This window comes from Microvirga medicaginis (assembly GCF_052658925.1).
The window spans coordinates 14,123-36,529 of sequence record NZ_JBQWEL010000016.1; the positions used below are offsets into that span (position 1 = coordinate 14,123).

At 61.3% G+C, this 22,407-nt stretch carries 25 protein-coding genes and 1 tRNA gene; 17 read left to right on the forward strand and 9 right to left on the reverse strand.

Features of this window, described 5'->3' with window-relative positions; all coding sequences use genetic code 11:
- The first annotated feature begins 84 nt into the window (after nucleotides 1-84).
- On the forward strand, nucleotides 85-489 hold the full coding sequence (locus ACUXUR_RS18665) for a DUF2147 domain-containing protein (RefSeq protein WP_445503860.1): 405 nt from the start codon (nucleotides 85-87) through the stop codon (nucleotides 487-489).
- 127 nt (nucleotides 490-616) lie between these two features.
- Nucleotides 617-961, forward strand: a complete 345-nt coding sequence (locus ACUXUR_RS18670; RefSeq protein ID WP_445503861.1) for a hypothetical protein — start codon at nucleotides 617-619, stop codon at nucleotides 959-961.
- Nucleotides 962-1,068: 107 nt separating this feature from the next.
- On the opposite strand, the gene ACUXUR_RS18675 is transcribed toward ACUXUR_RS18670, so the two are convergent.
- Nucleotides 1,069-1,776: a glutathione S-transferase N-terminal domain-containing protein gene (locus ACUXUR_RS18675; protein ID WP_445503862.1), complete on the reverse strand. Its 708-nt coding sequence runs from the start codon at nucleotides 1,774-1,776 to the stop codon at nucleotides 1,069-1,071.
- A 187-nt stretch (nucleotides 1,777-1,963) separates the two neighbouring features.
- Here ACUXUR_RS18675 and ACUXUR_RS18680 point away from each other — a divergent pair, with 187 nt between their 5' ends.
- The gene (locus tag ACUXUR_RS18680; RefSeq protein WP_445503863.1) at nucleotides 1,964-2,218 is read left to right on the forward strand and encodes a hypothetical protein; all 255 of its coding nucleotides are present in this window, start codon (nucleotides 1,964-1,966) and stop codon (nucleotides 2,216-2,218) included.
- A gap of 93 nt (nucleotides 2,219-2,311) precedes the next feature.
- A complete protein-coding gene (locus ACUXUR_RS18685; protein ID WP_445503864.1) occupies nucleotides 2,312-2,671 on the forward strand; it encodes a hypothetical protein in 360 nt (119 codons plus the stop codon).
- A gap of 7 nt (nucleotides 2,672-2,678) precedes the next feature.
- On the opposite strand, the gene ACUXUR_RS18690 is transcribed toward ACUXUR_RS18685, so the two are convergent.
- On the reverse strand, nucleotides 2,679-3,137 hold the full coding sequence (locus ACUXUR_RS18690) for a GNAT family N-acetyltransferase (RefSeq protein WP_445503865.1): 459 nt from the start codon (nucleotides 3,135-3,137) through the stop codon (nucleotides 2,679-2,681).
- Nucleotides 3,134-3,775, reverse strand: a complete 642-nt coding sequence (locus ACUXUR_RS18695; protein ID WP_445503866.1) for a glutathione S-transferase family protein — start codon at nucleotides 3,773-3,775, stop codon at nucleotides 3,134-3,136. The genes ACUXUR_RS18690 and ACUXUR_RS18695 overlap by 4 nt, the downstream gene beginning before the upstream one ends.
- A gap of 102 nt (nucleotides 3,776-3,877) precedes the next feature.
- Between ACUXUR_RS18695 and ACUXUR_RS18700 the strand changes: the two genes are divergently transcribed.
- Together ACUXUR_RS18700 and ACUXUR_RS18705 are read left to right on the forward strand one after the other, a co-directional pair.
- Complete coding sequence (locus tag ACUXUR_RS18700) at nucleotides 3,878-4,288, forward strand: DUF4345 domain-containing protein (RefSeq protein ID WP_445503960.1); 411 nt, start codon at nucleotides 3,878-3,880, stop codon at nucleotides 4,286-4,288.
- 204 nt (nucleotides 4,289-4,492) lie between these two features.
- The gene (locus tag ACUXUR_RS18705) at nucleotides 4,493-5,899 is read left to right on the forward strand and encodes an adenylate/guanylate cyclase domain-containing protein (RefSeq protein WP_445503867.1); all 1,407 of its coding nucleotides are present in this window, start codon (nucleotides 4,493-4,495) and stop codon (nucleotides 5,897-5,899) included.
- Between the two features lie 200 nt (nucleotides 5,900-6,099).
- On the opposite strand, the gene ACUXUR_RS18710 is transcribed toward ACUXUR_RS18705, so the two are convergent.
- Together ACUXUR_RS18710 and gatB are read right to left on the reverse strand one after the other, a co-directional pair.
- Nucleotides 6,100-6,603, reverse strand: coding sequence for a GNAT family N-acetyltransferase (locus tag ACUXUR_RS18710; protein ID WP_445503868.1), 504 nt, complete (start codon nucleotides 6,601-6,603; stop codon nucleotides 6,100-6,102).
- Nucleotides 6,604-6,605: 2 nt separating this feature from the next.
- On the reverse strand, nucleotides 6,606-8,081 hold the full coding sequence (gene gatB / locus ACUXUR_RS18715; protein WP_445503869.1) for an Asp-tRNA(Asn)/Glu-tRNA(Gln) amidotransferase subunit GatB: 1,476 nt from the start codon (nucleotides 8,079-8,081) through the stop codon (nucleotides 6,606-6,608).
- A 222-nt stretch (nucleotides 8,082-8,303) separates the two neighbouring features.
- Between gatB and ACUXUR_RS18720 the strand changes: the two genes are divergently transcribed.
- The 3 genes from ACUXUR_RS18720 to ACUXUR_RS18730 all read left to right on the forward strand — a co-directional run bounded on the left by ACUXUR_RS18720 (nucleotide 8,304) and on the right by ACUXUR_RS18730 (nucleotide 12,279).
- Nucleotides 8,304-8,627, forward strand: coding sequence for a hypothetical protein (locus ACUXUR_RS18720; RefSeq protein WP_445503870.1), 324 nt, complete (start codon nucleotides 8,304-8,306; stop codon nucleotides 8,625-8,627).
- A 150-nt stretch (nucleotides 8,628-8,777) separates the two neighbouring features.
- On the forward strand, nucleotides 8,778-9,305 hold the full coding sequence (locus ACUXUR_RS18725; protein WP_445503871.1) for a hypothetical protein: 528 nt from the start codon (nucleotides 8,778-8,780) through the stop codon (nucleotides 9,303-9,305).
- A gap of 298 nt (nucleotides 9,306-9,603) precedes the next feature.
- Nucleotides 9,604-12,279 (forward strand): glycoside hydrolase family 113, encoded by a 2,676-nt coding sequence (locus tag ACUXUR_RS18730; RefSeq protein WP_445503872.1) that lies wholly within the window; start codon nucleotides 9,604-9,606, stop codon nucleotides 12,277-12,279.
- Between the two features lie 99 nt (nucleotides 12,280-12,378).
- Here ACUXUR_RS18730 and ACUXUR_RS18735 read toward each other — a convergent pair whose 3' ends face one another.
- The 4 genes from ACUXUR_RS18735 to ACUXUR_RS18750 form a co-directional block, all read right to left on the reverse strand.
- Entirely contained in the window at nucleotides 12,379-12,678 is a 300-nt protein-coding gene (locus ACUXUR_RS18735; RefSeq protein WP_445503873.1) for a hypothetical protein, read from the reverse strand.
- Between the two features lie 5 nt (nucleotides 12,679-12,683).
- Nucleotides 12,684-14,198: an Asp-tRNA(Asn)/Glu-tRNA(Gln) amidotransferase subunit GatA gene (gene gatA / locus ACUXUR_RS18740; RefSeq protein ID WP_445503874.1), complete on the reverse strand. Its 1,515-nt coding sequence runs from the start codon at nucleotides 14,196-14,198 to the stop codon at nucleotides 12,684-12,686.
- A gap of 121 nt (nucleotides 14,199-14,319) precedes the next feature.
- Nucleotides 14,320-14,607 carry an Asp-tRNA(Asn)/Glu-tRNA(Gln) amidotransferase subunit GatC gene (gene gatC / locus ACUXUR_RS18745; RefSeq protein ID WP_445503875.1) on the reverse strand — a complete coding sequence of 96 codons (288 nt, stop codon included), beginning with the start codon at nucleotides 14,605-14,607 and terminating at the stop codon, nucleotides 14,320-14,322.
- A 222-nt stretch (nucleotides 14,608-14,829) separates the two neighbouring features.
- Entirely contained in the window at nucleotides 14,830-15,531 is a 702-nt protein-coding gene (locus ACUXUR_RS18750; protein ID WP_445503876.1) for a metal-dependent hydrolase, read from the reverse strand.
- 131 nt (nucleotides 15,532-15,662) lie between these two features.
- Between ACUXUR_RS18750 and ACUXUR_RS18755 the strand changes: the two genes are divergently transcribed.
- The 8 genes from ACUXUR_RS18755 to ACUXUR_RS18790 all read left to right on the forward strand — a co-directional run bounded on the left by ACUXUR_RS18755 (nucleotide 15,663) and on the right by ACUXUR_RS18790 (nucleotide 22,394).
- Nucleotides 15,663-16,928 carry an ABC transporter substrate-binding protein gene (locus ACUXUR_RS18755; RefSeq protein ID WP_445503877.1) on the forward strand — a complete coding sequence of 422 codons (1,266 nt, stop codon included), beginning with the start codon at nucleotides 15,663-15,665 and terminating at the stop codon, nucleotides 16,926-16,928.
- A gap of 2 nt (nucleotides 16,929-16,930) precedes the next feature.
- Nucleotides 16,931-17,902, forward strand: coding sequence for a carbohydrate ABC transporter permease (locus ACUXUR_RS18760; protein WP_445503878.1), 972 nt, complete (start codon nucleotides 16,931-16,933; stop codon nucleotides 17,900-17,902).
- A complete protein-coding gene (locus ACUXUR_RS18765) occupies nucleotides 17,899-18,723 on the forward strand; it encodes a carbohydrate ABC transporter permease (RefSeq protein ID WP_445503879.1) in 825 nt (274 codons plus the stop codon). The genes ACUXUR_RS18760 and ACUXUR_RS18765 overlap by 4 nt, the downstream gene beginning before the upstream one ends.
- A gap of 17 nt (nucleotides 18,724-18,740) precedes the next feature.
- Complete coding sequence (locus ACUXUR_RS18770; protein ID WP_445503880.1) at nucleotides 18,741-19,877, forward strand: ABC transporter ATP-binding protein; 1,137 nt, start codon at nucleotides 18,741-18,743, stop codon at nucleotides 19,875-19,877.
- Between the two features lie 65 nt (nucleotides 19,878-19,942).
- Complete coding sequence (gene ruvX / locus ACUXUR_RS18775; protein ID WP_445503881.1) at nucleotides 19,943-20,503, forward strand: Holliday junction resolvase RuvX; 561 nt, start codon at nucleotides 19,943-19,945, stop codon at nucleotides 20,501-20,503.
- Nucleotides 20,504-20,674: 171 nt separating this feature from the next.
- Nucleotides 20,675-20,748: transfer RNA gene (locus tag ACUXUR_RS18780), tRNA-Gln, on the forward strand.
- A 290-nt stretch (nucleotides 20,749-21,038) separates the two neighbouring features.
- Nucleotides 21,039-21,206 (forward strand): hypothetical protein, encoded by a 168-nt coding sequence (locus ACUXUR_RS18785; protein WP_445503882.1) that lies wholly within the window; start codon nucleotides 21,039-21,041, stop codon nucleotides 21,204-21,206.
- Between the two features lie 156 nt (nucleotides 21,207-21,362).
- Nucleotides 21,363-22,394 (forward strand): Ldh family oxidoreductase, encoded by a 1,032-nt coding sequence (locus ACUXUR_RS18790; RefSeq protein ID WP_445503883.1) that lies wholly within the window; start codon nucleotides 21,363-21,365, stop codon nucleotides 22,392-22,394.
- The last annotated feature ends 13 nt before the right edge of the window (nucleotides 22,395-22,407 follow it).

Consider the following 22,407-nt stretch of genomic DNA (forward strand, 5'->3'; position numbering starts at 1 on the left):
AGCTGGGCCGTCTCCTCTAGTCTCCTCCCCTGATCGGCCCCATGAAGGCTGACTTGGAGGAACAGGCTGATCTGGAGGAATAGTATGAAGTCTCTATCCCTTGCCGCCCTCGGTTTTCTTTTGCTCGCGGGAGCAGCCCAGGCCCAAGCTCTGGACCCGAGTGGCACCTACCTCAGCGAGAGTGGCGAAACCCGGGTGCGCATCGCCAAATGCGGCCAGGCCTATTGCGGAACCATCATTTCCGTTCAGGGCGATGCCAAGGACGTCAACAACCCGGAGACCAGCTTGAGGGGCCGCAGCCTCGTCGGGGTCCAGATGATCTCTGACATCCGGCCTTCCGACAACGGCTTCACCGGTCAGCTTTACAATTACAAGGACGGCAAGACCTATACGGGCAAAATGAGCTTCGCCGGCAAGTCCATGCAGCTCTCCGGCTGCGTTCTGGGCGGCCTCATCTGCCGGTCACAGACCTGGGCGAAATTGAATTGAGCCCCTTCTGACACATCCCACTCAGCAAGAGCCGAAGCTGCACCGAATAGATATATTTTCCTTCAATGCTCGACGCTATTTAAGTTACATGATAACAGGCCCTCAAGATTGCTCTTGGAGGCCCTTCATGCGTCGCGCTTTCCTCGCCGTTGTAATGGTTTTAGCTGGCACCAGTGCTGCTCCGGCCATCGAGTGCACGAAGGCCCTGCAGGCCCGCTGGGAAGCGGCGATGGGCGAGGCAATGCAGCTTCGCAAGATCCATTTCAAGGATCTTGATCAGCCGACGCTTTGCAGAATTACAAAGAACGCGAATGAGCTGATTGAAGCCGGAAAAGACTATTTCCCGGCCTGCGACCCGCTCGATGATGATGGGCGTCGTGTTGTCCTCACAAAGATGGAAACGCTGCTCGAAAACGCGGATCCGTCGGTTTGTTCGCCGGTCGGAAAGAACGGCCGAGAGAAGAAGAATTAGTCTCTCGGCTCTATAACTTGCTCGCGGCGGTAACTTGAAACAAAGCCAAATCAGGAATTGGAGCGGCCGGGAGAGGCACCTGCCATGTGGAGAGGCTGAAGGGGCTCTTACCGCGCCTTCTGACCAAACAATACTGCCTGAACGGCGGGGTCCTTCATGTCATAGGAGCTACGGTCGTCGGCATTGACCTCCAAGGCGCGCTTCACCGCTGGGCGCTCCAGCACGGTGCTGAGCCAGCGCTTCACATGCGGGAAGTCTTCGATGTTCTGGCCTTGGCGCTCCCAGAGCTTGGCCCAGGGGGCGATGGCCATGTCGGCGATGGAATAGTCGCCGGCCACGAACTCACGGTCCGCGAGGCGCTTGTTGAGCACGCCGTAGAGGCGGTTGGTCTCGTTGGTGTAGCGCTCGATGGCGTAAGGCACCTTCTCCGGCGCATAGATGCGGAAATGGTGCGTCTGGCCCAGCATGGGGCCGAAACCGCCCATCTGCCAGAACAGCCATTGATCCACCTCGACGCGCCCGCGCTCGCCCTGCGGATAGAACTTGCCCGTCTTGCGGCCGAGATATTGCAGGATCGCGCCGGACTCGAACACGGAGATCGGCTGCCCGTCCGGCCCCTGATGGTCGACGATGGCCGGCATCTTGTTGTTCGGGGAAATCGCCAGAAACTCGGGCTTGAACTGGTCGCCCTTGCCGATATTCACCGGATGGATCGCATAGGGCAGCCCGCATTCCTCGAGCATGATGGTGATCTTCCACCCGTTCGGGGTCGGCCAGTAATAGAGATCGATCGGTTGTTGGGCGGAAGCCGCCATGACACGCCTCTCCTTGTGTACGACACAGGTTGATGAGCTAAAGTTAGGGTATCGAACTCGATCCCGCACCCTCAAGCCCTCTGGTTTGCGGTGGATAGAGCGCATGGCTGACCACCCCCACTTGCATGTTTCATAGTTTCATCATGAGATGCCCAGCGCGCCTTTTGCAGCGCCTAAGGGGGATCTCATGATGAACCGAATTGTCACCACTGCACTCGCCGCCACCCTGGCCCTGGCTTTCGCAGGCACCTTTCCGGCGGCGGCCGAAACCAAGCCGAAGAAGGAGCCGACCGCAGCCCAGCTCGCCGCCCGCGAGCGCATGACCAAGTGCAGCGCCGAGTGGAAGCAGGCCAAGGCCGGCGGAAAAATCGAAGCCGGCATGAAGTGGCCGAAATTCTGGAGCGCCTGCAACACGCGCCTGAAGGGCGGCGCGAGGGCCTGAAAGGAAAAGGTGCGCGATCAGACCTTGATCGCGCACCTGCACCCGAGTGGGCGGCCCGCCTTACAGTTCGTCCGCACACGATGAGAGAATTCTATGGAATGGTTGTCCCGTTTGTTGGGAAAGCGCCCATCAGCTCCAGAGACTGTATCAGACGAGCAGGCCATCCTCATTCATCTTGATGGTGCGTCGCTGCCCGATGAGGTCTACGCAGCGTACGATCTCGCGATGCTTGAAGACCGTTTGACCGAGGCTCTAGGCAGCCTCGGTACATATGACGGCCACGAGAGCGGGCCAGGTGTAACGACCGTCTATCTTTATGGCCCCGATGCCGAAGCGATGTTCCGCACTATCGAGCCTGTTTTGACGGACTATCCGCTGGCCAGCGGTGCAGGCGTGATCATCCGCAAAGGAGCACCCGGAGCGCCAGAGCGTGAAGTCCGCATACCTCGCTGAAGGATCCTCACAGCTTCTTCTTGAAGCCCTCGTGGGAGCGTGCAAAGCCCAATCGCTCGTAGAAGCGGTGGGCGTCCTTGCGGACCTTGTTGGAGGTGAGTTCCATGGCCGCCGCGCCCCGAGAGCGGGCCACGCTTTCCGCATGGGTCATCATCTTCGCGCCGATGCCGCCGGAGCGGCGCGCGGCCTTCACCTTCACGCTCTCCACCTTCACGCGCAATGCCCCGCGCCCGGTCAGGTTCGGGATGAAGGTGAGTTGGAACGTACCGACGACCTCGTCACCGTCCACCGCCACGAAGAGCATGTTCTCGGGGCTTTTGGCGATGGCGGCGAAAGCGGCTTCGTAGGCCGGTCTTGTCTCAGGCGACCACATGTCTCCGTGAGCGCCGAGTTCATCCTCCTCATGAAGGCGGATGATCGCCTCCAGATCCTCTGCCCTCGCCTCGCGAAACTCGATCACGCTCATGCGGCCACCCGCGATTCCATGGGCAGAAGGGCCTTTGTCGAGGCAAAGCCGGGCAAAGCCTCGAACCGTTTCATCCAGGACTGGATATTGGAATAGGCAGAGAGATCGAATCCGGCCTCCTCGGCGTAAGCCACGACGCCATAGATATCGATATCGGCAATGGTGACGCCCTCCCCGACGATCCAGTTGCGGCCGGCGAGATGCTGATCGAGCACCTTCAGGGCAGCGTTTCCTCCGGCGATATGGGCGTCATACACTTCAGGAGGGGCCGGGCGGATACCGAGCTTGATGGTCCGGGCGCGATAGATCTGGGAGGCCAACCGGTCGAAATCCCAATAGAGCCACTCGCGGGCCTGCAGGCGCTCGTCCAGGGTCGCACCGCCGAACTTGCCCAGCGTGTCCGAGAGATATTCCAGGATCGCCGCCGACTGGCAGAGATGCCGTCCGTTGTTGCGGTCGGTCAGCAGCGGCACCTGGCCGTAGCGCTGTTTCGAGAGATGGGCAGGCTGCTTGTGCTCGCCCTGCATCATGTTCAAGTGCACGTAATCGAATGGCTCGCCCGCCAAGGCCAGCATCAGGCCCACCTTGTAGGTCGGGCCCGAAAAGGCGATCCCATGGAGTTCAAAACGCGCCGGCATGAGCATATTCCTCGTAGGATAATTTTGTCGCGACAGACCCTATCGGATTGTGTTTCGATACGGAAGCGACAGCAATGACCGGCAGGAGAAGTTATGCCCAACATGGATCGTGAGCGGAAGCTGTTGCAGCAAACAGTGGCCATCGTCGCCACGATTCCCGTGGCAACGGGGCTTTACGGCGTCCTCTTCGGGCAGGCTCTCACGGGTGATGCGGTGAGTATCTCGGCGGAAAGCCATTTCCGCTTCCTGTCCGGCCTTCTGCTCGGCATCGGCCTGTGCTTCTGGAGCACGCTGCCCGGCATCGAGGACAAGACCAACCGCTTCCGGTTTCTGACGCTGCTCGTCGTCATCGGGGGGTTGGGCCGCCTGATCGGCCTCGCGCTCACCGGCCTGCCTTCCTTCTTCATGATGGGAGGCCTGTTTATTGAGCTCATCGTCACCCCGGTTCTATGTCTATGGCAGACGCGGGTCGCGAACCGCTACGCGGAGGAATACGGCGTGGCAGAAACGTAAAAGCCTTTTCTGCGCCATCAATTTGCCTCCTCGTCCCTTTCTGCTGCCCGATTGCGCGCTCAAGCCCTTGTTTTGCAAGCCTTTGAGCCCACAAAGTGCTATTCTGAAAGCTAAAGCCGACATCTTGCGAGTGTGTATGTGAAACACTGCATGCAATGATGCCCGAGACTCAAGGCGTACCTGAACCTCGAAGGAGGTCGGACCATGAGTGAAGATCAGAAACTCCTCGCAATACTGCGTCAATCGGCAGATCCGGACGCCGTCGATGCCATCGAGCACCTGATCCGCGAGGCGCCGGACCATGAACTGAACCGCATCAACGCTCTCGCTTTCGCTGCCAAACACCATCTCGATGAGGAGGGCACCATTGCTGCCTTCCTGCACGCCGCGCGGCTTGGCCTCTTCGAGTTGTCCTGGAACGTCCTGTGCCCGGGCTGCGGCGGGGTGATGGATGCAGGCGCAAGCCTGAAGTCCATAAAGAAAGAGGAATACAGCTGCGCTCTCTGTGCTGCCGGATATGAACCCACCCTCGATGAAATGGTCGAGGTGACATTCACGGTCAGCCCGCGCGTGCGCAGGATCGCAGCGCATGAGCCGGACAGGCTTCCGATGCCGGAATACTTACGCCAGATTTTCTGGAGTTCCGGTGTCGATCTGCCGGAGGATTTCGAAAAGCGCCTGGAGGAGATCATGCTCGATTCCGTCGAGCTTCCCCCCGGAGATCGGGTCATCCTGTCCCTGCAGCTTCCTCCGGCATTCGTGATCGTCTTCGATCCCGTGACGCATGTCACTCAGTTCGTCGAGGTTAAAGGCGAACCCACTCGCGAGCGTCAGAATCTATCCTTGATCCTGACCGAGCAGCCTGCGGAGAACCAGACTTTGGAGCTGCACCCGGGCCCCGTCCGCCTCCTGCTCGAAAACCATACCAAGAGGCGCGCGCTTCCCGCCGTATGGCTCGCCAACGATGCCCTGCATGAATTGATGGAGCATCGCCGTCCGTTCCTCACCGCCAAGCGCCTTTTGACGAACCAGACATTCCGCGACCTCTACCGCACGGAAACGCTCGATATCGATCAACGGTTGAAGATCACGAGTCTCACCTTTCTCTTTACCGACCTCAAGGGCTCGACAGAGCTCTACGAGCGTGTCGGAGACCTCGTGGCCTACGATCTGGTGCGCGAGCATTTCCGCGTGCTGAATGAGATCGTAGCCTCCGAGGCCGGGGCCGTCGTGAAGACCATCGGTGATGCGGTGATGGCCACTTTCCCGACGCCGGATCACGCTGTTGCGGCAGCGCTGCGCATGCGCGAGGCCATGCGCATGCTGAACGAGCAGCGCGGACATGAGGACCTCCTGCTCAAGATCGGCATTCACGAGGGCCCATGTCTTGCCGTCGTTCTCAATGAGCGGCAGGACTATTTCGGGCAGACCGTGAATATCGCTTCAAGGGTCCAGAACCTCGCGGACTCGCGCTCGATCTATGCAACCGGAGCAGTGATCGAGAACCCTGAAGCTCTTGAGATCATCGAAACGCAAGGCCTGCACCCGAACCTGCAGAAGACTACTCTGCGCGGGATCAACAACGAGTTCTCGGTTTATGAGATTCCGTGAAGCATTGCGCATTCCCCCTCTGCCCTCATCCTGAGGAGCAGACGCAGTCTGCGTCTCGAAGGAGTGTCCAGAACGCACCGAAGCCTCCTTCGAGACGGTGCTTAAGCGACCTCCTCAGGATGTGGCGAGAGTATTGGAAACGAATGAGGCGTGGATGGCCGGGACAAGCCCGGCCATGACGTGAGCAGCAAAGAGCCGCCTCAAAGCTCCTTCTCGAAGTGATATTCCGACGAGTTGGAAATATCGCCGAGATCGCGCCGCCGATCCGTCTGCGTGTAGCCCAATTTCCTGTAGAGCCGGTGCGCATCGGTGAAGCGCGTATCGGACCAGAAGAACATGAGCCGCGCACCCTTCCCGCGAGCGTGACGCTCGACAGCGCGCACGAGCGATGAGCCGAGGCCTCGTCCGCGCTGATCGGGACGCACGTAAAGGCGGTGAAGCTCCGCCACGCCGACTTCGGGAAAATCGACGGAAACGCAGGCGCAGATCCGTCCGCTCTCGTCCTCCATCACCCATAGAACGCCATCGTTCTGTCGCGGCGATCCCGGCGCACGAAGATCCTTCAGATCGTCGTGGGGGTCGATGAAGCAGCCGGGATAGTCGGCGAAGCAGAGAGACAAAAGCCCGAAGAGATCCTGCGCATCGCGATCTTCCGCGAGGCGCAGGACAAGAGCGCTGTCAGCGACTTTCAGCGCCTCGCTCACAATCACTCGATCCCGAGCTTGGACTTCAGGATCTCGTTGACGGCCTGCGGGTTGGCCTTGCCGCCGGTCTGCTTCATCACCTGGCCGACGAACCAGCCGAGCAGTGTGGGCTTGGCCTTGGCCTGCTCGACCTTGTCGGGATTGGCTGCGATGACGGCGTCGATGGCCTTCTCGATAGCGCCTGTATCGGTCACCTGCTTCATGCCGCGCTTTTCCACGATCTCGCGCGGGTCGCCGCCTTCGGTGAAGACGATCTCGAACAGGTCCTTGGCGATCTTGCCGGAGATCACGTTCTCACCGATGAGCTCGATGATGGCGCCGAGCTGCTGCGCAGAGACCGGCGTTTCCGTGATGTCCCTGCCTTCCTTGTTCAGGCGGCCGAACAATTCGTTGATGATCCAGTTCGCGGCGGCCTTGCCGTCGCGGCCCTTCGCGACGTCCTCAAAGAAGTCGGCGGAAGCCCGCTCGGCCACCAGCACGCTCGCGTCATAGGCCGAGAGACCGTAATCGCTCATGAAGCGGGCCTTCTTGGCGTCCGGCAGCTCCGGCAGGTGCTGGGCGAGATCATCCACGTAAGCCTGGTCGAATTCGAGCGGCAGCAGGTCCGGATCGGGGAAGTAGCGGTAATCGTGCGCCTCTTCCTTCGAACGCATGGAGCGGGTCTCGCCCTTGCCCGGATCGTAGAGGCGCGTCTCCTGCTCGATGACGCCGCCGTCTTCCAGGATCGCGATCTGACGGCGCGCCTCATACTCGATCGCCTGGCCGATGAAGCGGATGGAGTTGACGTTCTTGATCTCGCAGCGGGTGCCGAGTTCCTCGCCGGGGCGGCGAACGGACACGTTCACGTCGGCGCGCAGGTTGCCCTTGTCCATGTCGCCGTCGCAGGTGCCGAGATAGCGCAGGATCGTGCGCAGCTTGGTGACATAGGCGCGCGCCTCGTCCGACGAGCGCAGATCGGGCTTCGACACGATCTCCATCAGGGCCACGCCGGAACGGTTGAGATCGACGAAGCTCAGGGTCGGGTGCAGGTCGTGGATCGACTTGCCGGCATCCTGCTCGAGGTGCAGGCGCTCGATGCGCACCGTGATCGTCTCAGACGTTTCCGGCACGTCCACGATCACCTCGCCCTCGCCCACGATGGGGCTCTTGTACTGGCTGATCTGATAGCCCTGCGGCAGGTCCGGATAGAAATAGTTCTTCCGGTCGAAGGTGCTCTTCAGGTTGATCTGCGCCTTGAGGCCGAGGCCGGTGCGGATCGCCTGGCGGACGCATTCCTCGTTGATGACGGGCAGCATGCCGGGCATGGCGGCATCCACGAGGGAGACATGGCTGTTCGGATCGCCGCCGAAAGCTGTCGAGGCGCCGGAGAACAGCTTGGCCTGGCTCGTCACCTGGGCATGGATTTCCATGCCGATGACCACTTCCCAATCGCCTGTCGCACCTTTGATGAGCTTCTTCGGGTTCACCGGAGCGTTCATGAGCCTTGCGCCTTTATCTTTCAATATTTCCTGCCCGGAGTAAGAGCGACGCGAAATCGGGTCAACCCCTTTCGAGATGAACAGGCGTTCAGATTAGTGCGGCATAAGGCCAAGATAAATTATGATTTATGCACAAGGATTTAAGATAATTGCCACGCTGGCATGAAACCGCATCCAACATCAGGCGTTGATCGGGAGGTAAAACGGTCAAGGAGCTTAAAAATGGCTATGGATCCCATGGATCGCGAACCGAATGTCTACAATCGGGAGACGAATGTCTACGATACGGATCGGCGCGGTTCCAATACTCTTGCTTACGTGATCGGCGGTCTTGTTATCGCCCTCGGCCTGCTGGCTTTTCTCTTCTATGATGGCGGCCGCAATGAGCCGAGCACGACCGGCAGCACGAGCACGCAGACGGAAAGCTCCTCACGGAGCACCAGCCCGTCCCCGGCTCCGGCTGCTCCGTCGGCCCCGGCTACGCCGGCCACTCCGGCCCCGTCGGCCCCGGCTGCTCCGTCGGCTCCGGCTTCCCCGCAGCAGTAATCCCGCATCTCGTGTGAAACTGCCGCAAGGGCCTGACCTCGGTCAGGCCCTTTTTCTTTTGGCTCGAAACCCTGCCCAACCAGGAACAAAGCCGAAGCTTAAGCGGTTACGCCTGTCGATCCCCCACGGCACCGCATCAGGAGCATCGCGATGGCAAGCAAATCGAGCTTCACCCCCGAGGAATGGTCTCGTCTCGTTGCAAGCCCGGTCGTGGCCAGCATGGCGATCACCGCCGCGGACCCCGGTGGCCTCTGGAGCCTCTTGCAGGAATCCATGTCGAGCGGCTGGGCCCTTCTGGAAGCCAAGCAGGACGCGCAGGCGAACCCGCTCGTGAAGGCGGTGGCCGACGACATCGCGAACGCAGACACACGGGAGGCCGTGCGCCATTCCTTTCAGGCGCAATTCAAGGGAAGCCAGTTCTCCGACATCAAGCGCAAGGCCATCGATGAATTGACAGCGATCTCGAGCCTGCTCGACGCCAAGGCGCCTGACGACGCAGCGGCTTTCAAATCCTGGCTTTGGAGTGTGGCCCGGAAATCCGCGGAAGCTGGCAAGGAAGGCGGCTTCCTCGGCTTCGGCGGCGTCGCGGTGAGCGACGCCGAAAAGGCTACGCTCGCAGATATTGCAGCGGCGCTGGGGAACCCTGCAGGTTCCGGCGCAGGCCTTGCAGAAACTTAGAGCATCGGCGCCGACTTCTCTCTGCAGCAGCGATCACGCGTCAAGCGGAATGCTGTCTCACAAGGGTCTGATCCCTGTTAGGCCCTTTTCTTTTGCGCGAAGCCCAAGGGCATTGAAGGGCCTTTACCCTGGAGCTGCAAATTTGGCTCCATGGCTTGCATGAATGCAAGCATTTCGCAATTGAGCCCGCCAAAGGGCAATAGTAACTTTATATCATAAATTATCGAAAGCGGCCGAATAGCTGCTGCAACGCGAAGTGATCGAGGCAAGGCCTGAGCTTTGGGGAGTGAGAAAACCTATGCCAATTCGAAAAAAGAAGTCTCACCCGGTATCCTTTCCCGCTATTGCAGAGTCCCGGAACAATTCGGCCAAGCTGGGCGAGTTGTTGCTCGACAAGGTCCACAAGCGCTCTCCAATCGAGCAGGACGCGTATGTGGCAAACAGCACCCTCTCGAAGGTCACAATCGCCGGGAGAGCGACCAAGACAACAGGCGTGCAGATCAACGGAACCGAAAGCGCCGATTCCCTGGTGGGCGGTGCCGGCAACGACACTTTGAATGGAGCAGGCGGGAACGACACGCTCGTAGGGGGAGACGGCGCCGATCGTCTCGACGGCGGCCTTGGTGACGACCGCCTCGTCGGCGGGCTCGGCAACGACACGTTGAGCGGCGGCGCGGGCAACGATTATTATGTGATCGATGCCACCCGCGAGAGTGTCACGGAACTCGCCAATGAGGGCAGCGACACGGTTGAATCCTCCGTATCCTTCACGCTCGGCAGCAATGTCGAGAATCTCATTCTTGCTGGCTCGGCCAATCTCAGCGGCACTGGCAACACGCTCGACAACCAGCTCACCGGCAATGCGGGCTCCAACCTGCTCTCGGGCGGCGGCGGCAACGACACTCTTGATGGCGGGGCGAATACGACCGGCGCCGTCGACACGCTCGCGGGCGGCGCGGGTGATGATACCTATATCGTGCGCAGCAGCTCGGACATCGTGCGCGAATATACCGGTGACGGCGTCGATACGGTTCGCGCCGCGGTCAGCCATACACTCGCGGCCAATGTCGAGAACCTCGTTCTCACCGGATCGGTGGCTCTCGACGGCACCGGGAACGAGTTGGCCAACCGCATCGAAGGCAACGGCGCGGCCAATACTCTTCGCGGCCTCGCAGGCAACGATACGATCCTCGGCGGTGACGGAGCGGACACACTTGAGGGCGGAACCGGCAATGACCAGCTCACCGGCGGCGCCGGGGCGGATCTGTTCCGTTTCATCAAAGCCGTGGGGCAGGACACGATCACCGATTTCAATGCGACGCAGGGTGATCTCATCGACCTGACCGGTACGGGGATCACCGGCATCGAACAATTGCAAATCACCCTGTCTGGCTCGAATTACGTCATCAGCCTCGGCGACGGCACGACGATCACGTTGACCAACAGCACGGCGCCTCAGGCGAGCTGGTTCAAGTTCGACCCTGCGCTCCCTCCCGGCGGCGGCGGCGGCAGCACTGGCGAATCGATCTTTGCCTGGGAAGGCACGACCCTGGTGTCCTATTGGGGTGGAAACTTCGCCACCACCGGCGGGCACTCGGCCATGGACCAGGTCGCGGCCTCCGGCGCCAACACCATCACGCTGGTGCCGAATTTCTTCCAGAGCGATCAATACAGCAACTCGGTCGCGTTGGGACTCGGCGATCCGAATAACCCTTGGGACAACGAGAGCGACACCTTCGAGCAGGTCAAGCAAGCCATTCTCGATGCGGCGGCCCGTGGTCTGAAGGTGGTTCTCAAGCCACATCTCGAGACCAACAACCGTGTTTGGCGCGCCGAAATCGCGCCCACCGATCCCAAGGCGTGGTTTGAGAGCTACAAGGCCATGATGGTGGAATACGCCAAGGTCGCGCAGGCCGCGGGCGCATCCATGATCTGCGTCGGCACGGAACTGAAGAGCATGACCGATCCGACCAAGGTCTGCAGCGACGGCATGACCTACACCCAGAAATGGGTGGACATCATCGCGGCGGTGCGCAGCGTCTTTTCGGGCCAGGTCACCTACGCCTCGACCTACGATGAAGTGACCAAGATCGGCTTCTGGGACGCTGTCGATAATATCGGCGTTGACGCCTATCTGCCGCTTTCAACCACCAATACGCCGACTGTCGATCAGATGGTGAAGGCTTGGGTCGAACCGCATTTCAACAGCTGGATTCGGGATACCCTGTACCAGGGCAAATCCGCCATCGAGTACTACAAGGGCCTGTCCGAGCAATACGGCAAGCAGGTCATCTTCACCGAGGTCGGCTATCGCAGCATGGATGGCACGAACAAGGATCCGGGTGTTTTCACCGGCAGCGGCACCGTCGATTACCAGGAGCAGGCGGATAGCTACACGGCCCTGTACAAGGTGATGGAAAATTACGGGGGCCAGTGGCTCGGCGGCTCCTTCCTCTGGAGCTACTATCCCTATGCGAGCAAGCAGGACATGACCGCAGCAGGCGTATCCGAACTCGACTACACCACCCAGTGGAAGCCCGCGAACGACATCGTCACTGCGAATTATTCCAGCCCGGCTCACGTGACGGGACTAGTCTGGACGGGAACGTCCGGCAACGACAAGCTCGATGGCGGATATCACAACGACACCCTCAATGGCGGAGCCGGCAATGACACCCTCTGGGGTGGCAACGGTCACGACATCATCAGCGGCGGCATGGGTGCGGATCGCTTCGATTTCGGAGCGTCGAACGGCACCGACACGATCACGGATTTCGAAGTCGCGACTTTGGGTGAGGTCATCAGCATCGCCAAGAACGTGAACGGCCTCTCCTTGAGCACTTTCGAGGAGCTGATGGCCCGCACGACGATGTCGGGAGCGGACGCGGTCATCGATCTGGGTGCAGGAAACAGCATCAAGCTGGCCAATGTCGACAAGGCCATGCTCAACGCGAACCACTTCCTCTTCATTTAAGAAAAAGGCGGCGCGGAGATCATTCGCACCGCCTCCCTCGTTCAAAGGACAAAGGCCGCGGCGACGTCGCGGCCTTTGGCTTTCAGGAATGCACCCTCTTCAACGCTTCGCCACGTGCCGCACGGCATAGGCGCCGCCGGCCCAGAGAAGCGCTGCGACGAACCGCACGGGAAACAGCATCAGCGCGTCGGCCCGTACGGGCGCGATCCACGGAATGCCGACGAGGCTGATCAGATACGACACCACGATCGACAGGCCGAGCGCCGCCATCGCGGCGATCAGGATCTTGCCGAACTGATCGGCCTTCCAGCCGAGGAGCACGGCGATGATGACCAGCACGGGGTCGAAGGCCGCGGGCAGCCAATCCCAGAGGTGAATGACGGGAACAGTCGGACCCACGTCGTTCAAGCCCACCAGGGCTGGGGCAGCCTGATGCGGCCAGCGGCATCCTCGATTACCTGGCCTGCGGCGAAGAGCGTCTCTTCATCGAAGGCGCGGCCGATGAGCTGGAGGCCGAGCGGCAGGCCCTGAGAATCGAGGCCAGCCGGAACGGCGAGGCCCGGCAGGCCCGCCATGTTCACGGTCACCGTGAAGATGTCGTTGAGGTACATCTCCACCGGATCGCCGGAGCCCTTCTCGCCGATGCCGAAGGCGGCGGACGGCGTGGCGGGCGTCAGGATCGCATGAACGCCTTGAGCATAGACTTCCTCGAAGTCGCGCTTGATGAGCGTGCGGATCTTCTGGGCGCGCACGTAATAGGCGTCGTAATAGCCCGCCGAGAGCACATAGGTGCCGATCATGATGCGGCGCTTGACCTCGCGGCCGAAGCCGGCGGCGCGGCTCTTCTCGTAAAGATCGACGATGTCCTTGCCGTTCTCACGCAGGCCGTAGCGCACGCCGTCATAACGTGCGAGATTCGAGGAGGCCTCGGCCGGCGCCACGATGTAGTAGGCCGGCAGCGCATACTTGGTATGCGGCAGGGAGACCTCGACAATCTCGGCCCCGGCCGCGCGCAGCCATTCCGCGCCCTGATGCCAGAGCTTCTCGATCTCGGACGACATGCCGTCGACGCGGTATTCCTTCGGAATGCCGATCTTCAGCCCCTTCACGCCGCGCGTGACGGCGGCCTCGTAATCCGGAACCGGCAGATCGACGCAAGTGGTGTCCTTGGCGTCGGGGCTCGCCATGGAACGCAGCATGATGGCGGCGTCGCGCACCGTACGGGTGATGGGGCCCGCCTGGTCGAGGGACGAGGCGAAGGCCACCGTACCCCAGCGGGAGACGCGGCCATAGGTCGGCTTGATGCCCACGGTGCCCGTGAAGGCCGCAGGCTGGCGGATGGAGCCGCCCGTATCGGTTGCGGTGGCGCCGAGGCAGAGGTGCGCGGCGACAGCCGCCGCCGAACCACCGGACGAGCCGCCCGGGACGAGATGCGTGCCTTCGATCTGGCCGGAAGCCCCCGCGCTCACGTTCGAGCCCTCGCGCCGCCAGGGCGACACGACCGGGCCGAAGGCGCTGGTCTCGTTGGAGGAGCCCATGGCGAACTCATCCATGTTGAGCTTGCCGAGCATCACGGCGCCGTCGTTCCAGAGGTTCTGGGTGACGGTGGACTCGTAGGGCGGGTTGAAGTTGCCGAGGATCTTGGAAGCGGCGGTGGAAACCACGCCCTGTGTGCAGAACAGGTCCTTGATGCCGAGCGGGATGCCCTCCATCGGGCGGGCCTCGCCCTTGGCGATCTTCTCGTCGGAAGCCTTGGCCATGGCGAGTGCCTTCTCGGGTGTCTCGAGCACATAGGCGTTCAGCGCCCTCGCCTTCTCGACGGCGGCGATATGAGCCCGCGTGAGCTCGGTGGCGGAGAAGGTCTTGGCCTTCAGGCCGTCACGGGCCTCGGAAATCGTGAGATGGGTCAGTTCGGTCACTGGACTGGATCTCTTTTATCGACGTCATGGCCGGGCTTATCCCGGCATCCACGCCTTATTCTGCGGGAGATCCCCGGGTCGCGCTTCGCTTGCCCGGGGATGGTCGAAAAAGGCTGGCGCCTTATTCAACCACCTTCGGCACCAGGAAGAAGTTGTCTTCGGTGGCGGGGGCGTTCTGGACGATCTTCTCCGGATAGCCGCCATCGGTCACGCCGTCCTGGCGCTTCTTCATGGTCATGGGCGTCACGGAGGTCATGGGCTCCACGCCGTCCACGTTCACCTCGTTGAGTTGCTCGACGAAGGAGAGAATCGCGTTGAGCTCGCCCTGGAGGTGAGGCACCTCCTCATCCGTCACGGCAATGCGCGCCAGATGGGCGATGCGGCGGACCGTTTTCTCATCGACCGACATGAATGGTCATATCCCTTGGAAATCTGATGGCCGGGCTATAGCACCCGCTCGCCTCAGGGGGCAACGGCGGATGTGCGCAAGGATGGGCGCATGCTAACCGTCTCACTGCCGTCATCCCCGGGTTCGTCCCGGGGATCCACACCATTGACCCGCCGCCGTTCCGAAAGACGTGGATGGCCGGGACAAGCCCGGCCATGACGAGGAATGACAGCACTCCGGAAGCTAAACCCTCACCGCTACCGTCTTATGAGGCACCACCACCTGGACGCCGTTGCCCTCCAGGGCCGCCACGAACCGGTCCGCATCGGGGACGAGTGGCGGGAAGGAGGCATAGTGGCAGGGAATGACCGCCTTCAGGCCGCTGAAATAGCGCTGGACGGCGAGTGCAGCGACCTCCGGGCCCATGGTGAAGCGGTCGCCGATGGGCACCATGGCCACCTCCGGCTGATGGATCTCGGCGATCAGGGCCATGTCCCCGAAAATATCCGTATCGCCCATGTGGTAGACGGTCGGCTCTCCCGGTGCCTTCACGATGATCCCGTTGGCGGAGCCCAGCGGGAAGTTCACATCCATTTCCACGAGGCCGGAGGAATGATCCGCCCGCACGAGCGTGACGGTAAAGCCGCCCTGCTCCGTCGTGCCGCCGGTATTCATGGGGTCGATGTTCTGAACGCCCTGCTTCGTCAGGTACATGCAGAGCTCGAAATTGGTGACGACCTTGGCGCCCGTCGCCTTCGCGATCTCCACCGTATCGCCTACATGGTCGCCATGACCGTGGGTGAGCAGGATATGGCTCACGCCCTGGGTGATCTTAGCCTTGTCACCCTCGAAAGCCGGATTCCCGGTGAAGAACGGGTCGATAAGCAGGGCCTTGTCGGCAAAATCGAGCCGGAAGGCGGAATGTCCAAACCAAGTAATTTTCATGGGAGCACCTTCGCTGAAACGAGCATGAAGATGGGGCAAGGCCCACGCATGGCCATGTTCCAAAGGAACAAAGAGCGGGTCCTGGGCTTATCAACCTAAGCAATAAACGCGAACTTTGCCGGAGGATAGCCATGTCTCGCCTCATCGCCTGCCTGACCCTTGCGGCTGGCCTTCTCACCTCAGCCAGTGTCTCCGCCGTCGAGATTTCCATCTCGTGCAGCGCGCTCGGCAAGGAATATGAAATCTGCAAGCAGGGCGTCGATGCCTGGGCGCAAAAAACGGGCAACACGGTCAAGATCGTCTCGACGCCGAACTCCGCAACCGAGCGCCTTGCTCTCTATCAGCAGCTTCTCGCTGCCGGCGCGGGCGATATCGACGTCTTTCAGATCGACGTAGTGTGGACCGGCATTCTCGCCGATCATTTGCAGGATCTGACTGCCAAGGGCCAGAGCGTCGTGAGCCAGCATCTTCCCGCAATGGTCGAGACGAGCCGCGTGAACGAAAAGCTCATGGCGATGCCCTGGTTCGCCGATGCAGGCCTGCTCTATTACCGCAAGGACCTGCTCGACAAATACAAGCGCCCCGTGCCGCAGACCTGGTCCGACCTGACCGAGACCGCCCGCATGATCCAGGAGGGCGAGCGCAAGGAGGGCAAGGGCGATTTCTGGGGCTATGTCTGGCAGGGCCGCGCCTATGAGGGCCTGACCACCAACGCTCTCGAATGGATCGCCTCCTACAACGGCGGCACCATCGTCGATGAAAAGGGCGAGGTCACGATCGAGAATCCGAAAGCCGTCGAGGCCTTGAAGACGGCCGCCGGCTGGGTTGGCACCATCACGCCGGAAGGCGTGCTCAACTACACGGAAGAGGAATCGCGCGGCGTCTTCCAGGCGGGCAACGCCGCATTCATGCGCAACTGGCCCTATGCCTGGGCACTGGCTCAAGGAGCGGACAGCACCATCAAGGACAAGGTCGGCATCGCACCATTGCCGAAGGGTGGTGCGGACGGGCGTCATGCGGGTACGCTCGGCGGCCAGTTGCTCGCCGTCTCCAAGTATTCCAAGAACGCCGATGTCGCGATCGATCTCGTCATGTACCTGACAGGTCAGGAGGAGCAGAAGCGCCGCGCGGTCCAGGGCTCGTTCAATCCCACCATCGTGTCGCTCTATGGCGATGCCGACATTGCCAAGGCCAATCCGTTCATCGGCGATCTTGAAGATGTGTTTTCGAATGCGGTCGCACGCCCGGCAACCGTGACGGGGCAGAACTACAACAAGGTCTCAACCGAGTTCTTCAACGCCGTCCACCAGGTGCTCTCGAAGCGGGCGGAACCTGCACAGGCGCTCAACCGCCTCGATCGTGATCTGAAGCGGATCAAGCGCAGCGGCTGGCAATGATCATGTCGGGAGCGGCCATCCGGGCGACCGCCCCTGCGCGCGAAACCGTGCGGGGCGGCCGATCCGCCCTCACCCGCTCGCGCGTCAGGTCGGCGTGGATCTTCATCGCGCCGACGCTGGTCGTGCTGGTGCTCATCGCAGGCTGGCCTCTCGCGCGCACCATCTGGTTCAGCCTCACGGATGCGAACCTCAACAGCCTCAACGATTACGAATTCATCGGCTTCGAGAACTACATCGCCAATTATGACGGCGAGTGGTTGGGCCTGCTCACCGATCCGGATTGGTGGCGCTCGGTGTGGAACACGGTGTGGTTCACAGGCGTATCCGTCTCCATCGAGACCGTGCTCGGCACCATCGTCGCGCTGCTCCTCAATGCGTCCTTTCCCGGACGCGGCATCATGCGCGCCGTCATTCTCATCCCCTGGGCCATTCCCACGGTGGTCTCGGCCAAGATGTGGAACTGGATGCTGCACGACCAGTTCGGCGTGATCAACGACATGCTCCTGCGCCTCGGCCTCATCGCTGCGCCGATCACCTGGACCGCCAACCCGGACACGGCGCTTTGGACCGTGGTCATGGTGGACGTGTGGAAGACCACGCCCTTCATGGCGCTGCTCATTCTTGCCGCCCTCCAGATGCTGCCGGGTGATATCTATGAAGCCGCGAAGGTGGACGGGGTTCATCCCGTAAAAGTCTTCTTCCGAGTGACGCTGCCGCTGATCAGGCCGGCGCTCATCGTCGCCGTGATCTTCCGCGCGCTCGATGCGCTGCGCGTCTTCGATCTGATCTACGTGCTCACCGCCAATTCGCGGGACACCATGTCCATGTCGGTCTATGCACGCCAGCAGCTCGTTGATTTCCAGGAGGTGGGTCTCGGCTCGGCAGCCTCCACTCTCATCTTCCTCATCATCGCCCTTCTCATCGTCATCACCATGGCGGCGGGCCGGGTTCGGCTGGGAGGTGAAACCCGATGAAAGCGCTGACCCGCCTCGGCTTCTGGTTGCTGGTTGTGGCCATCGGCCTGTTTTCGATCTTCCCGTTCTATTACGCCGTGATCTCGTCCTTCCGCTCAGGCTCGGATCTGTTCAAGGTAGCCTATTGGCCCGAACGTCTTGACTTCTCCAACTACATCGCCGTGTTCGAACGCCAGCCCTTCGGCACGAACATCTTCAATTCGGTTGTCGTCGCGGGCTCAGTGGTGGCGCTGTCGCTTGGCTTAGGCATCACGGCGGCCTATGCCTTCGGGCGCATCCGCTTTCGCGGCCGGTCGCTGCTGCTCATGACCATTCTGGCGGTCTCCATGTTCCCGCAGGTGGCGGTGTTGTCGGGCATGTTCGAGCTGATCCGGACTTTCGGTCTCTACAACACCCTGCCCGGCCTGATCCTCGCCAACCTCATGCTCACCCTGCCCTTCACGGTCTGGGTGCTCACCACCTTCATGCGGGAATTGCCGAAGGAGATCGAGGAGGCCGCCTTCGTGGACGGAGCAACGCCCTGGATCGTGGTGCGCCGGGTCTTTTTGCCGCTCATGATGCCGGCCGCCGTCACCACGGGGCTGCTTGCCTTCATCGTCTCATGGAACGAGTTCCTCTTCGCCCTCACCTTCACCCTGACGAACGAGCAGCGCACGGTGCCGCCCGCCATCGCGCTCATGAGCGGCTCGACGGCCTACGAGCTGCCCTGGGGCACGATCATGGCGGCCTCCGTCATCGTGACGCTGCCGATCATCGCGTTGGTGCTGATCTTCCAGCGCAAGATCGTGGCGGGCCTCACCGCAGGAGCGGTCAAGGGATAATTCTAAGGACTTTTCAGATGGCTGATGTCGTTCTCAAAAATGTTCGCAAATCCTTCGGCCGTGCCCGTGTGATCCACGGCGTTGATCTCGACATCAAGGACGGTGAGTTCATTGTCTTCGTCGGCCCTTCCGGCTGCGGGAAATCCACCTTGCTGCGCCTCATTGCAGGCTTGGAGGACATCACCTCCGGCGACATCTTCATCGGCGGCCAGCGCGTCAACGACCTTGCACCCGCCAAGCGCGGCATCGCGATGGTGTTCCAATCCTATGCGCTCTATCCGCATATGAGCGTTTATGACAACATGGCCTTCGGCCTGGAATTGGCGAAATCCTCAAGAGCTCAGATCGATGCCAAGGTGCGCGAGGCCGCGCGCATGCTGCAGATCGAGAACCTTCTCGACCGCAAACCGCGTCAGCTCTCCGGCGGACAGCGCCAGCGCGTCGCCATCGGCCGAGCCATCGTGCGCGATCCGAAGGTGTTTCTCTTCGACGAGCCGCTCTCCAATCTCGACGCGGCTCTGCGCGTGCAGACCCGCATCGAGATCGCCAAGCTCCACACCGACACCCGCGCCACCATGATCTACGTGACCCACGATCAGGTGGAGGCGATGACGCTCGCCGATCGCATCGTGGTGCTCAACGCCGGCCGTATCGAGCAGGTAGGCACGCCTCTCGAACTCTACCACCGCCCGGCGAATCTCTTCGTTGCGGGATTCATCGGATCGCCGCAGATGAACTTCATCACCTGTGCCGTCTCGCATGTCGGCTCAGACGGCGTGCAGGTGCAATTGCCCAATGCCAGCATGATCACCGTTCCGGTTTCATCGGACGGCGTACACGTGGGTGAAACCGTGACCCTCGGCATCCGGCCCGACCATGTGCAGATCTCTGCCCAAGGCACTTTCACCGGCCGCATCGAGCTGGTGGAGGAGCTTGGCGAGAACCACCTGCTCTATGTGGATTTCGGCAGGGACCGGCACCTCACAATCCGCGAGCCGGGCGATGCGCGCCACGAGGTCGGACAAGAGGTCAGTCTCCTGCTGGCGCCGGAAGCCTGTCATCTTTTCAGGGAATCGGGCGAGGCTCTGCCTCTGCTCGCCCCCACAGGGACACCCATCGCTCGGTTACCCTCTCCGGCGTCCAGCGCCGCCTGATCTCGACGCAGGCCAACTTCCTCTATACTGGCTGTCATCGAGACAGCGCCGCGAGGAGGCCGCCCATGACATCGAGGGATGACGAGCTGATCGCCTTCATCGAAGGTTTGAACCCGCGCGCGCGCCTCATGGGCGTCGATCTCGGCACCAAGACAATCGGGTTGTCTCTGTCCGATGTGGAGAAGCGGATCGCGACACCGCTCGAGACCGTCAAGCGGGTGAAGTTCACCCCCGATGTGCAGCACATCAAGAATCTGGTGGAGCGCTACGAGGTTGGCGGCCTCGTCTTCGGCCTGCCCCTCAACATGGATGGCACGGAGGGCCCCCGCTCGCAGGCGACCCGCGCCTTCGTGCGCAACCTGAAGCCTCTCCTGCCCCTGCCCGTGCTGTTCTGGGACGAGCGCATGTCCACCATGGTCGTGACCCGCACCCTTCTCGACGCGGACGCCTCCCGCGCCAAGCGCGCCGACGCCGTGGACAAGATGGCCGCCGCCTACATCCTGCAAGGAGCGCTCGATCGCTATGAGCGGATCGCGGCGGACGCCGAGGCCGCCCGGGACGAGGCCGAATACCGGGCAGGCATGGGCCTCGACCCGCCCCCCGAAAGCGGCGACATGGACGATTGACGGCCCGCCCCAGCGCCAAGCTTGAAGAGCCTGTCATTCAGATGTCGGAAAGCCGTCGAATGGGGTTGACGCACCCGCAAAAGCAGCCTATCTGACCGGCACTCGCTGAGTTCGCCGCCCATAACCGGACCTTTCGTTCTCCGGAAATCCAAGCGGTTCAAGGACTTATGGTGGGGGATAGTTTAATGGTAGAACAGCGGACTCTGACTCCGTTAGTCTTGGTTCGAATCCAGGTCCCCCAGCCAATGCTTTTCGCCCGTTAAGTCCATGACTTAGCGGGTTTTTTAATGCTTCTTCGACAGAAAAGAACCTGTGCCGTCTGGTCGTCTTCGTTTGCTCGAAGGCCGGAGGAGCGGCCACCCGGCTTCGAACCTTCACCCTGTCCTTAATCCCCATAGCAATCTAAGGAGATGCTGAAGATCGCACTGAAAGAGTTAATCCAAGCGCGTCACTAGGATTATCCGCCTGCTACAGGGTTTGTTAAGGCAGCAGGAGTAAAATCGGGCCCTGACATCCCTTTGACTGAGGAGGGACCATGTCACGCGAACGTCAAGCTCAGTGGACGCATCGGCTTGAGCGCCTGCGCGCCTTAAGAGAGCGCTTTACGATAGCCCACCGTTATGATCGCGCCTACGAAGCCTATCTCACCATCCAGCACCTCTATGACCGCTGGGCGGATGAGGTGTTCTGCTCGCAGAGGTAGCCTGTCGCCGAATGGCAGCGCAGATCAGGGCTTCCTCGAGCTTCAGCTAAGGTCGCGTCCAACGACAGTTTATTTATCAAGGCTATTTTGCATTGTCTCGATGCGGAGGCGCGTGGCACTGTTCTCCGCAACAAAGCAAGCATAACGAGGACCCACGTGGCAGATTTGATTTACGTTCCCGAGCAGATACTGGATGCAAGGACCTTCGACGCCCTGCGCGATGCCGGTGCGGATGAGAACTCGGCACGCGCGGCGACACGTGCCATGCTTCACGCATCGCGCTTCGGAATCGACAGCCATGGCGTCCGGCTCACATCCCATTATGCGAAGGTTCTGCGCGGCGGGCGTGTGAATCTGACACCTCGGATGGAGATGCGCCGCACGGCTGCGGGCTCCGCCATTCTCGATGCCGACAACGCTCTTGGTCATGCGGCAGCCTATGCCGCCATGGACCTCGCCTGCGACATGGCGAAGGAAGCCGGCGTCGCCGCTGTCGGAGTCGTCAACTCCTCGCATTACGGAGCAGCCGGCGCCTATGCTCTTGCGGGTGCCGAGGCTGGTCTCATCGCCATATCGATGACAAACACCGATTCCGTTGTCGCCTTGCATGGAGGAGCACAGCGTTTCCACGGCACGAACCCCATCGCGGTCGGCGCCCCCGTGCCGGGTCAGCGGCCATGGCTGTTGGACATGGCGACCTCTTCCATTCCGTTCAACCGGGTTCTGCTCTACAGAACACTCGGCCGATCCTTGCCGGAAGGGGTTGCCGCCGATCAGTCGGGCCAGCCGACGCAAGATCCCAACGATGTCGAGATGTTGATGCCTCTCGGCGGCATCGACTTCGGTTTCAAGGGCGCAGCCCTGGCAGGACTCGTGACCCTTCTGTCAGCCGTTCTGACCGGCAGCACCTTGGATCATCTCATGATCCGAATGGCCGAGACCGATGATTTCAAAACGCCCCGGCAGATGGGACATTTCTGCCTTGCCATCGATCCGGACCGGTTTGCGGGCCGCGCCCTCTACGACGCAGCAATCACGCGCTACCTGACGGATCTCCGGGCCAGTGCAACCAGCCAAGGACAGAGCGTCATGGCACCCGGAGACAGGGAGTGGGCCGTCGAGGCCGAGCGCCGGCGCACCGGCATTCCAGTGGATTCGGAAACCGCAAGGTTTCTCGGTGTCGGCTAGGTCCTCTCGCCTA

Bases quoted from the DNA above. Each gene is read 5' to 3' on its own strand.
- ACUXUR_RS18665 (WP_445503860.1), top strand. From the start codon at position 85: ATGAAGTCTCTATCCCTTGCCGCCCTCGGTTTTCTTTTGCTCGCGGGA.
- ACUXUR_RS18670 (WP_445503861.1), top strand. From the start codon at position 617: ATGCGTCGCGCTTTCCTCGCCGTTGTAATGGTTTTAGCTGGCACCAGT.
- ACUXUR_RS18675 (WP_445503862.1), bottom strand. From the start codon at position 1,776: ATGGCGGCTTCCGCCCAACAACCGATCGATCTCTATTACTGGCCGACC.
- ACUXUR_RS18680 (WP_445503863.1), top strand. From the start codon at position 1,964: ATGATGAACCGAATTGTCACCACTGCACTCGCCGCCACCCTGGCCCTG.
- ACUXUR_RS18685 (WP_445503864.1), top strand. From the start codon at position 2,312: ATGGAATGGTTGTCCCGTTTGTTGGGAAAGCGCCCATCAGCTCCAGAG.
- ACUXUR_RS18690 (WP_445503865.1), bottom strand. From the start codon at position 3,137: ATGAGCGTGATCGAGTTTCGCGAGGCGAGGGCAGAGGATCTGGAGGCG.
- ACUXUR_RS18695 (WP_445503866.1), bottom strand. From the start codon at position 3,775: ATGCCGGCGCGTTTTGAACTCCATGGGATCGCCTTTTCGGGCCCGACC.
- ACUXUR_RS18700 (WP_445503960.1), top strand. From the start codon at position 3,878: ATGGATCGTGAGCGGAAGCTGTTGCAGCAAACAGTGGCCATCGTCGCC.
- ACUXUR_RS18705 (WP_445503867.1), top strand. From the start codon at position 4,493: ATGAGTGAAGATCAGAAACTCCTCGCAATACTGCGTCAATCGGCAGAT.
- gatB (WP_445503869.1), bottom strand. From the start codon at position 8,081: ATGAACGCTCCGGTGAACCCGAAGAAGCTCATCAAAGGTGCGACAGGC.
- ACUXUR_RS18720 (WP_445503870.1), top strand. From the start codon at position 8,304: ATGGCTATGGATCCCATGGATCGCGAACCGAATGTCTACAATCGGGAG.
- ACUXUR_RS18725 (WP_445503871.1), top strand. From the start codon at position 8,778: ATGGCAAGCAAATCGAGCTTCACCCCCGAGGAATGGTCTCGTCTCGTT.
- ACUXUR_RS18730 (WP_445503872.1), top strand. From the start codon at position 9,604: ATGCCAATTCGAAAAAAGAAGTCTCACCCGGTATCCTTTCCCGCTATT.
- gatC (WP_445503875.1), bottom strand. From the start codon at position 14,607: ATGTCGGTCGATGAGAAAACGGTCCGCCGCATCGCCCATCTGGCGCGC.
- ACUXUR_RS18750 (WP_445503876.1), bottom strand. From the start codon at position 15,531: ATGAAAATTACTTGGTTTGGACATTCCGCCTTCCGGCTCGATTTTGCC.
- ACUXUR_RS18755 (WP_445503877.1), top strand. From the start codon at position 15,663: ATGTCTCGCCTCATCGCCTGCCTGACCCTTGCGGCTGGCCTTCTCACC.
- ACUXUR_RS18760 (WP_445503878.1), top strand. From the start codon at position 16,931: ATGTCGGGAGCGGCCATCCGGGCGACCGCCCCTGCGCGCGAAACCGTG.
- ACUXUR_RS18765 (WP_445503879.1), top strand. From the start codon at position 17,899: ATGAAAGCGCTGACCCGCCTCGGCTTCTGGTTGCTGGTTGTGGCCATC.
- ACUXUR_RS18770 (WP_445503880.1), top strand. From the start codon at position 18,741: ATGGCTGATGTCGTTCTCAAAAATGTTCGCAAATCCTTCGGCCGTGCC.
- ruvX (WP_445503881.1), top strand. From the start codon at position 19,943: ATGACATCGAGGGATGACGAGCTGATCGCCTTCATCGAAGGTTTGAAC.
- ACUXUR_RS18785 (WP_445503882.1), top strand. From the start codon at position 21,039: ATGTCACGCGAACGTCAAGCTCAGTGGACGCATCGGCTTGAGCGCCTG.